The sequence below is a fragment of the Thiobacillus sp. genome, assembly GCF_024708915.1.
Map to the genome: position 1 here is coordinate 1 of NZ_JANJXQ010000179.1, position 12,277 is coordinate 12,277.

At 67.1% G+C, this 12,277-nt stretch carries 15 protein-coding genes and 1 pseudogene; 3 read left to right on the forward strand and 13 right to left on the reverse strand.

The genetic code is table 11. The features are described 5' to 3' along the window. The 11 genes and pseudogenes from Q0L94_RS12540 to Q0L94_RS12590 all read right to left on the reverse strand — a co-directional run. Positions 1-195: pseudogene (locus tag Q0L94_RS12540) on the reverse strand (ABC transporter ATP-binding protein); the annotation flags it as partial. Further along, positions 192-470: an STAS domain-containing protein gene (locus tag Q0L94_RS12545; protein ID WP_296753707.1), complete on the reverse strand. Its 279-nt coding sequence runs from the start codon at positions 468-470 to the stop codon at positions 192-194. The pseudogene Q0L94_RS12540 and the gene Q0L94_RS12545, both read right to left, overlap by 4 nt. Then, the gene (locus tag Q0L94_RS12550; RefSeq protein ID WP_296753708.1) at positions 467-1,102 is read right to left on the reverse strand and encodes a phospholipid-binding protein MlaC; all 636 of its coding nucleotides are present in this window, start codon (positions 1,100-1,102) and stop codon (positions 467-469) included. Before Q0L94_RS12550 ends, Q0L94_RS12545 begins: the two co-directional genes overlap by 4 nt. Positions 1,103-1,156: 54 nt before the next feature. Beyond that, positions 1,157-2,518, reverse strand: coding sequence for a TolC family protein (locus Q0L94_RS12555; protein WP_296753710.1), 1,362 nt, complete (start codon positions 2,516-2,518; stop codon positions 1,157-1,159). Beyond that, entirely contained in the window at positions 2,518-2,982 is a 465-nt protein-coding gene (gene mlaD / locus Q0L94_RS12560) for an outer membrane lipid asymmetry maintenance protein MlaD (protein ID WP_296753712.1), read from the reverse strand. The genes Q0L94_RS12555 and mlaD overlap by 1 nt, the downstream gene beginning before the upstream one ends. Then, positions 2,983-3,771, reverse strand: a complete 789-nt coding sequence (gene mlaE / locus Q0L94_RS12565) for a lipid asymmetry maintenance ABC transporter permease subunit MlaE (RefSeq protein WP_296753714.1) — start codon at positions 3,769-3,771, stop codon at positions 2,983-2,985. Then, positions 3,764-4,576 (reverse strand): ABC transporter ATP-binding protein, encoded by an 813-nt coding sequence (locus Q0L94_RS12570; RefSeq protein WP_296753716.1) that lies wholly within the window; start codon positions 4,574-4,576, stop codon positions 3,764-3,766. The genes mlaE and Q0L94_RS12570 overlap by 8 nt, the downstream gene beginning before the upstream one ends. A gap of 36 nt (positions 4,577-4,612) precedes the next feature. Further along, on the reverse strand, positions 4,613-5,254 hold the full coding sequence (locus Q0L94_RS12575; RefSeq protein ID WP_296753718.1) for a hypothetical protein: 642 nt from the start codon (positions 5,252-5,254) through the stop codon (positions 4,613-4,615). After that, positions 5,251-5,856: an SCO family protein gene (locus Q0L94_RS12580; RefSeq protein ID WP_296753720.1), complete on the reverse strand. Its 606-nt coding sequence runs from the start codon at positions 5,854-5,856 to the stop codon at positions 5,251-5,253. The genes Q0L94_RS12575 and Q0L94_RS12580 overlap by 4 nt, the downstream gene beginning before the upstream one ends. Next, positions 5,853-7,307 carry a cbb3-type cytochrome c oxidase subunit I gene (locus tag Q0L94_RS12585; RefSeq protein ID WP_296753721.1) on the reverse strand — a complete coding sequence of 485 codons (1,455 nt, stop codon included), beginning with the start codon at positions 7,305-7,307 and terminating at the stop codon, positions 5,853-5,855. Before Q0L94_RS12585 ends, Q0L94_RS12580 begins: the two co-directional genes overlap by 4 nt. 1 nt (position 7,308) lies before the next feature. After that, entirely contained in the window at positions 7,309-7,857 is a 549-nt protein-coding gene (locus tag Q0L94_RS12590; RefSeq protein ID WP_296753723.1) for a cytochrome C oxidase subunit II, read from the reverse strand. Positions 7,858-8,052: 195 nt separating this feature from the next. Here Q0L94_RS12590 and Q0L94_RS12595 point away from each other — a divergent pair, with 195 nt between their 5' ends. Further along, positions 8,053-9,396 (forward strand): sigma 54-interacting transcriptional regulator, encoded by a 1,344-nt coding sequence (locus Q0L94_RS12595; protein ID WP_296753725.1) that lies wholly within the window; start codon positions 8,053-8,055, stop codon positions 9,394-9,396. A 20-nt stretch (positions 9,397-9,416) separates the two neighbouring features. Here Q0L94_RS12595 and Q0L94_RS12600 read toward each other — a convergent pair whose 3' ends face one another. Then, a complete protein-coding gene (locus Q0L94_RS12600) occupies positions 9,417-9,872 on the reverse strand; it encodes a DUF72 domain-containing protein (RefSeq protein WP_296753726.1) in 456 nt (151 codons plus the stop codon). Positions 9,873-9,880: 8 nt separating this feature from the next. After that, a complete protein-coding gene (gene cysS, locus Q0L94_RS12605; RefSeq protein WP_296753728.1) occupies positions 9,881-11,245 on the reverse strand; it encodes a cysteine--tRNA ligase in 1,365 nt (454 codons plus the stop codon). Positions 11,246-11,363: 118 nt separating this feature from the next. Between cysS and Q0L94_RS12610 the strand changes: the two genes are divergently transcribed. Both Q0L94_RS12610 and Q0L94_RS12615 read left to right on the forward strand, forming a co-directional pair. Next, the gene (locus Q0L94_RS12610; protein WP_296753729.1) at positions 11,364-11,933 is read left to right on the forward strand and encodes a tetratricopeptide repeat protein; all 570 of its coding nucleotides are present in this window, start codon (positions 11,364-11,366) and stop codon (positions 11,931-11,933) included. 68 nt (positions 11,934-12,001) lie between these two features. Then, the coding region (locus Q0L94_RS12615; RefSeq protein ID WP_296753730.1) for a peptidylprolyl isomerase at positions 12,002-12,277 on the forward strand (276 nt) is incomplete at its 3' end.

Here is a 12,277-nt window from a genome sequence, read left to right on the forward strand (position 1 = left end):
CGCGCCGCGCCCGCAGGCGGCACGCGTGATGCCGTCGCGGATCGAACTCAGTGTCAACCTGCCGCCGCCGATGGGCCCGAGCACGCCGAAGTACTCGCCCTGCAGGATGTCGTGCGAGACGCCGCCGAGCGCCTGGGTGGCGCGAAAGCGCTTGGTCAGCGCCTCGACGCGGATCGCCGGGGTGCCCGGGTTCATGCGGGCAGCAGGTCGGCCACGCCGTAGAGCTCGGCGAGCGTGGTGAAGCTCGCGGGCAGGCCGCTCACGCTGAGCGTGCGCCCGGCCTGCCGGGCCTGCCGCATGGCGCTGAAGACGAGTGCGAGCGCCGCCGAGTCGGCGGCCTCGACGCCACTGAAGTCGAGCGTGTCGATGCCCCCCGCGAGCTGCGGTTGCAGCTCGCGCAGGAGGCTGCCGACGCTGTCCACCGTCACCGCGCCGCTGATGCGGCAGCAGGCATCTTCGCAGGCGATCACGTGCCGTTGCGCGGGGCCGGCCTGGCCGCGCCGCGCGCCGACTGGGCGGCCATGGTCTTGATCAGCCCGTCGATGCCGCTCTGGCGGATGGTATTGGAGAAGGAGGCCCGGTAGTTGGTGACCAGGCTGACGCCGTCGATCGCCACGTCGTACACCTTCCAGCCGAAGTTGGTCTTGTAAAAGCTATAGTCGATCGGGATCGGCTGCCCGCCCGGCTGGCGGATCTCCGAGCGCACCGTCACGTCGGTCGCGTCCGGCTTCATCGCGAGCGGCTTGAACTCGACGGTCTGGTTCGTGTACGCCGTGAGCGAGGTCGAATACGTGCGCACCAGCAGGTTGCGGAACTCGGCGACCAGCGCCTGCTTCTGCTTGGGGGTGGCGCGCGGCCAGTGCTTGCCGAGGGCGAGCTGGGTCATGCGGTTGAAGTCGAAGTTGGGCAGCACCTTGGCCTCGACGAGCTGGTACACCTTTTCGATGTTCCCGCTCTTCAGCTCCTTGTCCTGCTTCAGGATGGCCAGCACTTCCTGGGTGGTGGTGCGGGCGAGCTCGTCGGGGGGCGTGTCAGCGGCGCGCGCCGGCCCGGTGGTCAGGCCGAGCACCATGGCGAGTGCCAGCAAGAATGAGCGCAACATAGTCGGAATGTTCCTGTTGGAAGAAGAATCGGATGAAGGATGGACGCCCGGCGCTTACCTTGGTTCACCGGTGAGGCGCGCGAGCTGCGCCACGTTCATGTTGTAGTCGTTGACCGTGCGCAGGTATTCGGTCTGCAGCAGGACGTAGTTCTTGAGCGCGTCGGCCACCTTGTCGGCGGTCTCGATCCCGGCTGACAGATCGGCCAGCGCGGCCACCATCCAGCGCCGCGCCGCGGCCGCGCCCTCGGCCAGCTCGAGCTGGGCCTCGTAGTTGGCACGGGCATTGGCGTAGGCCTCGCCCACCTCGAACGGAATGCCGGCCACCGCGAACGCCTTCTTGTGGTTGAGCGCCTCGAGCTCGGCATGCGCCTGCTCGACGCGGGCGTTCGCCACGCCGAACGCGTTGTCCCACTTCACCCCGACGACCGGGGTGAGGCCGACGCTGTTGAAGGGATCGTAGAGATAAGGATTGTCCAGCTGCTCGCGCTGCGAGGCGTGGTTGGCCTGGCCGACCACGCCGGCGTAGACGTCGGGCATGCGGTCGGCCTTCTTGGCCGCGACCAGTGCGCGGCGGGCGCGCAACCCCGCCTCGAGCTGCTGCATCTCGGGCCGTTCCTGGAGCGCCCGCGCCTGCAGTGCGGCGAGCTCCGTCTGCGGAAACGCCACCGGCTCGATGCGCTCGTCGGCGACCGCGAGCTCGCCCCCGAGGCCGGTGCCGGTCAGCACCTTGAGGCCGTCGAGGCTGATCTTTTCGATGGCGCGCGCCTGGTGTGCATATTTCGCGAGCAGGCCGCGGGCGGTCTGCAGCGCGTAGAGGTCGGACTGCCTGGATTCGCCGGTCTCCTCCTCCAGGTTGCGCTCGACCGAGGCGATCGAGCGGTTCAGCCGGTCCTGGATGTCCTCCAGGAAGACGCGGGTGTCACGCGCCGTGAGGTAGCCGTAGTAGGCGCGCTTGGTGTCGTAGATGGTGTCGCCGCGGGTCTGCCGCAGTTCGCCCTGCTTGAGCTCGATGTTGCCCTGCGCGGCCTCGCCGTAGCGCTCGACCTTGCCGAAGGTGTAGAGCGGCTTGACCAGGGCGAAATCGAGGTGGGTCCACTCGGAGATGCCGTTGATCTCGTCGCCGTCGGTACGCGGCACCGTTCCGCTGAACGCCCCGCCCTCGTAGAACCCGCCGTCGACTTCCGGCGCCAGCCCGATGAAGGCGTTGGCGCTGATGCGCCAGCCGGCGTTGCCTCTCACCTCCTTCAGGAGGCCGCGCGCCGCCTCGACCACCTGCTCGCGCTCCTTGATGCGCGGGTCGGCGGCAAGGCTCATCTCGACCGCCTGCTGCAGGTTGATGGTGTCCGCCCGTCCCGGCAGGGCAGCCAGCAGCACCCCCGCCGCAAGCAGGAAACGGAAGAGGGCATGGCGTTTCATCATGGTGCTCCTTCCTGGGCCTTGCCGTAGATGAACTGGCCGATCAGATTTTCCAGCACCACGGCGGACTGGGTGATGAGAATCCGGTCCTGGTCCTTCAGTTTCTCGCTGTCGCCGCCCGCCTCCAGGCCGATGTACTGTTCGCCCAGAAGGCCCGACGTCATGATGGCGGCGCTCGTGTCCTTAGGAAAAGCATAGCGCTTGTCCAGGCGAAGGGTAACCGCCGCCTCGTAGGTCTCGGTGTCGAAGCGGATGTCCGCCACACGGCCCACCACGACGCCGGCGCTCTTCACCGGAGCACGGGGCTTGAGCCCCCCGATGTTGTCGAAGCGCGCGACGACCTCGTAGCTGTCACCGGTCTTGATCGCGCTCATGCTGCCGACCTTGAGCGCCAGGAACAACAGCGCCACGATGCCTGCGATGACGAATAGGCCCACCCAGAGATCGAGTACGGTCTTGTTCATTTAGCTCACTCCCCGGAACATGAATGCGGTCAAAACGAAGTCCAGCGCCAGCACGGCAAGGCTGGAGGTCACGACGGTGCGCGTGGTCGCCCCCGAAACGCCCTCCGCGGTCGGCGGCGCGTCGTAGCCTTCGAACAGGGCGATGGTGGTGATGGCGACGCCGAACACCACGCTCTTGATGACGCCGTTCAGGATGTCCTGCTCGAAGTCGACCGCACTCTGCATCTGCGACCAGAACGCGCCCTCGTCGACGCCGATCAGCTGCACCCCGACGAGGTAGCCGCCGAAGATGCCCATCGCCGAGAACAGCGCGGCCAAGAGCGGCATCGAGATCACGCCGGCCCAGAAGCGCGGCGCCACCACGCGCGCGATCGGATCGACCGCCATCATCTCCATCGCGGAAAGCTGCTCGGTCGCCTTCATCAGGCCGATCTCGGCAGTGATCGCGGAGCCGGCACGGCTGGCGAACAGGAGTGCGGCCACCACCGGCCCCAGTTCGCGCACCAGCGACAGCGCCACCAGGATGCCGAGCGCCTCCTCCGAACCGTAGGTCTGCAAGGTCTCGTAGCCCTGCAGGCCGAGCACCATGCCGACGAACAGGCCCGAGACCAGGATGATGACGAGCGAGAGGACGCCTGTGAAGTACATCTCGCGGATGGTGAGACCGAAGCGGCGGAACGCGGTGCCCGAATGCAGCAGCATCACCCCGAAGAAACGCGCGGCGAAGCCGATGCGCCACACGCTCTGGATCGTGCTGTTCCCCAGGTTTTCAATCGTTTGTCTAAGCATTCAGCGCTCCCAGGCGCAGGTCGTCCGCGTAGGACGGCGCCGGATAATGGAACGGCACCGGGCCGTCGGCCTCGCCGTGCACGAACTGGTGCACGTAGGGCAGTCCGGAGGCACGGATCTCGGCGGCAGTGCCCTCGGCGACGATCACCCCCTCCGAGACGAAATACACGTAGTCGACGATCTTCAGCGACTCCTGCACGTCGTGGGTCACCACCAGCGAGGTCAGCCCCAGCGTGTCGGTCAGGCGGCGGATCAGGTTCCCGGTCACCCCCAGGGAAATCGGGTCGAGCCCGGCGAAGGGCTCGTCGTACATCACCAGCATCGGATCGAGCGCGATCGCGCGCGCCAGCGCGACCCGCCGCGCCATGCCGCCGGAAAGCTCCGACGGGATGAGGTGCGCCGCCCCGCGCAGGCCGACCGCGTGCAGCTTCATCAGCACGAGGTCACGGATCGCGTCCTCCGGTAGGTCGGTGTGCTCGCGCAGCGGAAAGGCCACGTTGTCGAACACCGAGATGTCGGTGAACAGCGCGCCGAACTGGAACAGCATGCCCATCTTGCGGCGCAGGCGGTAGAGCTCGGCCGGCCCGAGCTCGCCCACCGACTCGCCCGCCACGCGCACCGTCCCCTGGCCGGGCCTGACCTGGCCGCCAATCAGACGCAGGAGCGTGGTTTTGCCGCAACCGCTGCTGCCCATGATGGCGACGACCTGGCCGCGCCGGGCGGTCAGGTTGATGCCCTTCAAAACCGGCCGGGCACCATAGCCAAATGCGACATCCGCGATTTCGACCAGATTGTCGTTATGCAAGAAATCCAGCCCGTATTTTTTGTCGAGGGCGACATTCTACCGAAGCCGGCCGCCCGCCACAGCTACAGACCGGGTTTCCTGCGCGCGGTTCTCGGTTTTCGCGGCGCCTGCCGTCGCCGGATTGCGGCGGGAGAAGAAGGCAGGCGCCGCCCAGGCGACCGAGAGCACGCCGGCGACGGCGACCAGCAGCCACCCGGCCAGGGCCTGCTCGTCCACCCGGTAACTGTTGCAGATGCGCACCGGCGACACGATATAGAGCCAGCCGGCCACCGCCACCATGCTGATGACGTTTGCCGCGACGAAGCCGCGCCCGATCGCGCCGAGCGGCCGCCAGCTGAGCGCCAGCGGCAGGCCGACCAGCAGCGGCAGACTGGCGAACTTGGCCAGCTCCATCCAGGGGTCCGCCAGCGCCGCGTCGAGCGCGCGCGGCAGCATCCAGTAGCTCGAGACCAGCCCGGCGAGCAGCGTGAGCGGCACGCCATGGGCGTTGTGCGCGGCGAGCCACCGCGCGAGGCGCCGCGGCAGGGCGAGCGCGCCAAACGCACCGGCCGCCGCGAGCAGCGGCATCTGCAGCAGCATGTGGGCGGCCATGCTTGCCTCCAGCCAGGCACGCAGCGGCGGCAGCGCAAGCAGGGCCACCAGGGCGATGGCGGCGACACCGGGATGGCGCCCGTTCACAGGATGGACCCCACGTGCGCCGCGAACGGCAGCGGCTGGTCGTAGTCGGCGATCAGCGCGAGGCGCCCGGCGCGATCGAGAAGATGGATGGCCGCGTTGTGCTCGAAGCCGCCCATGCCGTCCGGGATCACCGTGATGCCGAAGGCCTGCAGCAAGGCTTGCAGCTCCGCCTCGCTGCGCACCCGCGCGACGCGCCATCCGCTGCCGTCCGCGCCGAAGCGCCCGGCGTACGCCTTGAGCGCGTCCGGGTGGTCGTTCTTCGGGTCGAAACTGATGCTGAGCAGGACAAAATCGCGTTCCAGGGCAGCCGGCGGGACGTTGTCGCGGATCTGGCGGAATCCTGCGCCGAGCGCGCTGCAGACGGTACGGCAGCGCGTGTAGATGAATTCCACCGCGACCAGCCTGCCGGCATAGTCCTGCAGGCTGAACAGGCGCCCGTCCTGGTCCTCCAGCAATGCCGCCGGAACCGGCCGTGGCTCGCTCAGGACGGCGTTGCGCCGGGCGGCTTCGCTGGTGAAGGCGGCGAGGCCGTCCGTGCCGAACCAGAACAGGCCGCAGCCAAGGGCCAGGATCAGCAGCCCGGCAGCAACGCTGCGCGTCATGCCGCACCACCCGCTGCGGTGCGCAGCCGGCTGGCGAAGCGCACGACGAACACCAGCACGGCCGCGATCACGACCGCCGCGAAGGCCGAACCGACGCGGTCGTACGGCAGCCATTCCGGCAGGTGCGCGGCGTAGCGGCGCGGCACGCTTTCAAGGCCGCCGTAGAGGAAGGCGAAGACGAAGCCCATCCCCGCCAGGGCGAACGCCCAGAAGCTCAGCCGGTCGAGGAGGCCTGCGGCGCCATGGCGGCCGCCGTTGGCCAGGTAGTACATGAAGCCGAACACCATGGTGACCATCCCCAGCAGCAGGTAGGTGTGGAAGTGGCCGGGTACCCACAGGGTGTTGTGCATGACGTGGTTGACGACGATGGTCCCGTCCACCATGGCGGGAATCACCCCCGCGGCCCAGCCGAACATCGACAGCAGCAGCAGACCCGAGGCCATGTCCCACTTGATGCCGGAGCGATAGACGATCGTCAGCGCGCCGTACACCGTGACCACCAGCACCGGCAGCCCGTTGAGGTAGGAGATGACCTGGCCCATGATCAGCATCCACTTCGGCATGGCGAAGTCCATCAGCAGATGGTGCGGGTAGATGATCATCACCAGGACCGTCGAAGCCGTGAACGCCGCCAGGAACACGCGGTTGGACTGCCAGGGGCGCTGCGTGTAGCGCGGCAGGATCTCGTAGACGGCGATCACCGCCATGTAGATCGTCGCGTTGATGAACACGTGGCCGAAGAAGTAGATCAGGTTCTTGGCCAGCAGCGGGTCGATGGTGAAGCTCGGCAGGTAGAGGTTGATCTGCATCATCACCAGGATGCTCGCGCCGCTCACGATGCTGATGGTATTGACGATCAGCACCATGGTGCTCGCCACGACCGTGGGCGGCGGGCCGTACTCGCCCCTGCGCAGGAAGAGCTGCGGCCAGCCGAGCGCGTGCGCCAGGCTGCCGTAGGTCTGGATCACGGCGCGCGCGACGTCGAGGTACAGCAGGAGGAAGCCGGTGCCGATCACCAGCAGGCCCGCCATGAACAGGGCGGCCGCATCCCTGCTCCAGACGCCCATCGACTGGCCGGGCAGCGGGTAGAGGAAGGTCCACGCGCCGGCGAACTTGCCCCACAGCACGCTCGCCAGGATCAGCACGACGCCGAACAGGAACAGCGCCAGGTTGGCGAGGAGAAGCGCGGCGGACAGGCGGACGTATTGCCGCAGGAAGTGCCACATGATCGCGGCGCCGCCCAGCGCGGCGACGCCGACCATGCCGGCGCCGTGCAGGGTCATCAGTTCGTAGAACCGGTCGACGCCGATGGAAACGATCTGTGCCTGCTCGAGCCGCATCGTCAAGCCGAAGGCCATCATCAGCAGCAGGATCGCCCCGGCGGCAACGAGATAGGCGAGGACGCCGGCGGTGGCGCCGGCATGGGGTGGCATGGGGTTCGATGCGGTCATGTTATTTCCGGCCTCCTGTCGGGGTGGACTCGACTGCCCTGATTTCGGCGGTCATGTTGTGGTGGGCGAGGCCGCAATACTCCATGCAGAGCGCCTTGTAGGTGCCCGCCTTGTGGAAGACGAGCTGCAGCTTGTTGACGTAGCCCGGCATGGCCTGCGTCTGGCCGACCAGGCGCATGTTCTCGTCGTAGATGCCGAAGCCGTGGTTGATGTCGCCGCTGGTGACGTGGAATTCCACCGGACGGCCGACCGTGACCTCGCTAGCGCTCAGGGTCCAGTACCACTGGTAGCCGACCGCATCGATCACCTGCGGCTTGTCGCCCTTGTGCCGCTGCGCCGCGTCGTAGGGCAGTTCGGACATGGAATACACCAGGATCGGGGTGAGCAGCAGCACGAGCGCCCAGAACAGGCCGCGGCGCAGACGGTAGGCGCGCTTCTGCAGCGGCGCGTACTCCGTCCGCCTGCCGGATTTCAGCGCAATGTAGGCGAACACCAGGCCCAGGACGGCGGTCAGGGCGACGGTGATCTGCCAGGCGAGTTGTTGATACACGGACAGTTCCTTTCTTGGGGTTGATTATCGAGGTGCCGTGTTCGATAGCTACAAGCGTGCCAATTCCGCATCTATATGTTTTCCCTGATTTATTTTGATTTGCCGTGGTGTTCGCGCTTGCGTAACGTCCATGTTGACGTTTAAAGTGACGTTCATTATGAACACCCGGTGTGACGCAGGATGCTGACGATCGACATGCTCAAGCTGTTTCTCGACAGCCTAGAGGAAGGCGTGCTGTTTCTCGACAAGAACCGGCGGGTGCTGGCGGTCAACCGCGCCGCGAGGCAGATGATCCGGCTCGAGGACGATCGCCTGGTCAACCAGCTCTGCCCCACCCTCTTCAAGGAGACGGCCTGCGCGCAGGCGTGCGAGAAGCGCGGGAGCTGCGCACTGGTTCATGACCGGAAGCCGGGCGGCATGGTCCAGGACATCGTGCTGGAGCGGCCTGACAACGTCTCCGTGTTCCTGCGGATGTGGTCCATCCTGCTCCCCCCGGCGGAGAACGTGCCGATGCACTACGCGATCATCCTGCGGGACCGCTCGCACGAAGCCGAACTCGAGCAGGAAGTCGCCGAGCGGCTGCAACTGGGCAGCATGGTCGGCCACGGCCCCGCGATGCAGAAGCTCTATTCGCAGATCCTGCGGATGGCGCCCAGCCATGCCAGCGTGCTGCTGACCGGCGAGAGCGGGACCGGCAAGGAGCTCGTCGCCAAGGCGCTGCACGACAACTCGGACCGCTGCAAGGGCCCTTATGTCCCGGTGCACTGCGCCGCGCTCCCCGAACACCTTCTCGAGTCGGAGCTGTTCGGCCATGCCAGGGGCGCCTTCACCGGCGCGACCGCGGCACGCATCGGCCGCTTCGAAGCCGCCGAGGGCGGAACCCTCCTGCTGGACGAGGTCGGCGAGATTCCGCTCGGCACCCAGGTCAAGCTGTTGCGCGTCCTGCAGGAGAAGGAGGTGGTGCGGCTGGGCGAGAACACCGCGCGTCCGGTGAACGTCCGCGTCATCGCGGCCACCCACCGGGATCTCGCCGCCATGGTCGAACGCGGCGAATTCAGGGAAGACCTCTACTACCGGCTGCGGGTCCTTCCCTTGCACGTCCCCGCGCTGCGGGAACGCAAGGAGGACATCGCCCTCCTCGCCAACAAGCTGCTCGCCGACCTGGGCCGGCATTACCGGCGCGACAACGTGCGGCTCGCCCACGAGGCGCTGATCGCGCTCGAGGCGTACGACTGGCCGGGAAACATCCGGCAACTCTTCAATGCGCTCGAATATGCGCTGGTGCACACCGATGGCCCGACCATCCTGCCGCACCACCTGCCGCCCGAGATCGAATCCGTCGACCGCCCCGCATCCGGCCCGCACGCGCCCCGCCCGCTGGCACGGCCCTATTACCGGCCGTTACAGCAGCGCGAAAGCGAAGTCGAAACGATTTCCCGAGCCCTTGCCGAGACCGGCGGGAACAAGGCCGAGGCCGCGCGCAGGCTGGGCATGTCGCGCACCACCCTGTGGAAGCGGCTCAGGCAGGCCGGCGTATAGACGGACGCGGCGTCCGCGCGTCAGTAGCCCATCACCCGGGCGAGCGTGACGGCCTGCTTCATCAGCGCGAGGTCGCCGCTGCGGCTCAACACGTAGAGCGGCTCGCCGGTCGCTGCCTGCTGCGCGATGCGCTGCCCCAGCCGGCGCAGGTCCGGCGTCTCGTCCAGCCACCACACGTGCTCCGCCTGCCACGCCGGAGTGGCGAGCACCACCTGCGGCGAGACAGGCGGGACGACGGCCGCGTCGCCGGGTTCCAGCACGAAATGGAAGCCCTCGAGGGTGTCGGCGAGCCACGCTGCCCACGTCTCCGGCGACGCGTCCTGCCACAGCGACGCCGGCAGATACACCGCCTCGAACTGGGTGTTGTAGTAGGACAGCCGCCACTCGGCGGGCAGGTCGTCGGGGTAGAACGCGCCTTCCCACGCCGGGTGCAGCCAGCCGACCGCACCGACCAGGACGAGATTGGCGGCCGCCATGCCGGCTCTCAGGCGCGCCGCCAGCTGGTGCCGCCCGCCCCGTCCTCCAGCACGACGCCGGCGGCAGCCAGTTCGTCGCGGATGCGGTCGGACTCGGCGAAATTCTTCGCCTTGCGCGCCGCCTGGCGGGCGGCGATCAGCGCGTCGATCTGGGTCTCGGAGAGGCCGCCGGTGGCGCCCGCCTGCAGGAAGTCGTTGGCGTCGCGCTGCAGCAGGCCGAGCACCCCGCCCAGGCTGCGCAGCGTCTGCGCCGCCGCCGCGTCACCGCGGTTGGCCTCGCCCGCCAGGTCGAACAGCACGGCGAGGGCCTCCGGGGTATTGAAGTCGTCGTCCATCGCCGCCTTGAAGCGCTGCGCGGCGGGATGGCTCCAGTCCGGCGCCGGCGTTGCGGCCGGCGTGCCTTTGAGCGCGGTGTAGAGGCGGGTCAGCGCGCCCCTTGCGTCGTCGAGGTGGGCGTCGGAATAGTTCAGCGGGCTGCGGTAGTGCGCGCGCAGGATGAAGAAGCGCACCACCTCGGGGTCGTACTTGGCGAGCACCTCGCGGATGGTGAAGAAGTTGCCGAGCGACTTCGACATCTTCTCGTTGTCGACGCGGACGAAGCCGTTGTGCAGCCAGTAGTTGACGAAGGTGCAGCCGTGCGCGCCCTCGGACTGCGCGATCTCGTTCTCGTGATGCGGGAACTGCAGGTCCTGGCCGCCGCCGTGGATGTCGAAGTGGCGCCCGAGCAGGTCGGCGCTCATCGCCGAGCACTCGATGTGCCATCCGGGACGCCCCGGCCCCCACGGCGAGTCCCACGCCGGTTCGCCCGGTTTGGCGGCTTTCCACAGCACGAAATCCATCGGATCGCGCTTGTTGGGGTCGACCTCCACGCGTTCACCCGCACGCAGTTCGTCGAGGCTCTTGCCGGACAGGCGGCCGTAAGCGGGGAAGGCACGCACGCTGTAATAGACGTCGCCATTGGGCGCCGGATAGGCCAGGCCATTACGGATCAACTGTTCGATCAGCGCCAGCATCTGCGCCACGTAGGCGGTGGCACGCGGTTCATGGTCGGGCTGCAGCACGCCGAGCGCACGCTCGTCCTCATGCATCGCGGCGATGAAGCGCGCGGTCAGCGCGGCGGGCGTTTCATTGTTTTCCTGTGCGCGCTTGATGATCTTGTCGTCGATATCGGTGATGTTCCGCACGTATTCGACCCGATAGCCGCTGGCGCGCAGCCAGCGCGTCGCCATGTCGAACACCACGAATACCCGTGCATGTCCGAGGTGGCACAGATCGTAGACGGTCATGCCGCAAACGTAGATGCGGACCACACCTGGATTGATCGGGACAAATTCTTCCTTGGTGCGCGTAAGGGAATTGGTGATATGCAACATGATGCGAACGGCTACGAACGGAAGGGTGACATGCAGGATTCAAGCGGCACGCCGACTGTCTCAGCCGCGGCGATATTGTTAGAATGCCCGCTTGACCAAGATGATCCGAGCATATCACATGGCCCTGCCGCGCTTACTTGCCGCCGTTGCCGCCTGCGCCGTCCTCGCCGGCGCGCCGGTGCTGGCCGATGAAATCCAGGAGATCAATCTGCAGTTCCGCACCGGCGATCTGGGCGGCGCGCTCGATCACGCCAACCGCTATCTGGCCCAGAATCCCGGGGACGCCCGCGCCCGTTTCCTGAAAGGGCTGATCCTCGCCGACCAGGGCAAGACCAACGATGCCATCGATCTGTTTACCGGACTGACCGAAGACCATCCGGAACTGCCCGAGCCCTACAACAACCTGGCCGTGCTGTATGCCTCGCAAAGCCGGTATGAGGCCGCCAGGAACGCGCTGGAAACGGCAGTCCGCACGCATCCGGACTACGCCACCGGGCACGAGAACCTCGGCGACGTCTACGCCAAGATGGCGACGATTGCCTATGGCAAGGCGCTGGCGCTGGACGGCAGGAACGCGACCGCCCAGACCAAGCTCACGCTGATCCAGAACATGCTGGGGGAACAGGCACGCCAACAGACAGCGGCCAAACCCGTACCCGGCGCCGGCCAGCCCGCCCCGGTCAGATAAAGCCCCCCCCGGCGCCGCGAAAACGGCCGCCGGGAAACCCTCCACGTAACCTCTCTTTAAGGACACCCATGGTCAAGCTTCACACCAATCACGGCATCATCACCCTCGAACTCGATGCCGAGAAGGCGCCCAAGACGGTCGAAAACTTCCTGCAATACGTGCGCGACGGCTTCTTCGACGGCACGATTTTCCACCGCGTGATCGACGGCTTCATGATCCAGGGCGGCGGTTTCGAACCCGGCATGACGCAAAAGCCGACGCGCGCCGCGATTGAAAACGAAGCCGCCAACGGCCTCAGGAACGAGGCCTATACCATCGCCATGGCGCGCACATCCGACCCCAAT

Bases quoted from the DNA above. Each gene is read 5' to 3' on its own strand.
- Q0L94_RS12555 (WP_296753710.1), bottom strand. From the start codon at position 2,518: ATGAAACGCCATGCCCTCTTCCGTTTCCTGCTTGCGGCGGGGGTGCTG.
- Q0L94_RS12580 (WP_296753720.1), bottom strand. From the start codon at position 5,856: ATGACGCGCAGCGTTGCTGCCGGGCTGCTGATCCTGGCCCTTGGCTGC.
- Q0L94_RS12595 (WP_296753725.1), top strand. From the start codon at position 8,053: ATGCTCAAGCTGTTTCTCGACAGCCTAGAGGAAGGCGTGCTGTTTCTC.
- Q0L94_RS12550 (WP_296753708.1), bottom strand. From the start codon at position 1,102: ATGTTGCGCTCATTCTTGCTGGCACTCGCCATGGTGCTCGGCCTGACC.
- cysS (WP_296753728.1), bottom strand. From the start codon at position 11,245: ATGTTGCATATCACCAATTCCCTTACGCGCACCAAGGAAGAATTTGTC.
- Q0L94_RS12600 (WP_296753726.1), bottom strand. From the start codon at position 9,872: ATGGCGGCCGCCAATCTCGTCCTGGTCGGTGCGGTCGGCTGGCTGCAC.
- Q0L94_RS12585 (WP_296753721.1), bottom strand. From the start codon at position 7,307: ATGACCGCATCGAACCCCATGCCACCCCATGCCGGCGCCACCGCCGGC.
- mlaE (WP_296753714.1), bottom strand. From the start codon at position 3,771: ATGCTTAGACAAACGATTGAAAACCTGGGGAACAGCACGATCCAGAGC.
- mlaD (WP_296753712.1), bottom strand. From the start codon at position 2,982: ATGAACAAGACCGTACTCGATCTCTGGGTGGGCCTATTCGTCATCGCA.
- Q0L94_RS12610 (WP_296753729.1), top strand. From the start codon at position 11,364: ATGGCCCTGCCGCGCTTACTTGCCGCCGTTGCCGCCTGCGCCGTCCTC.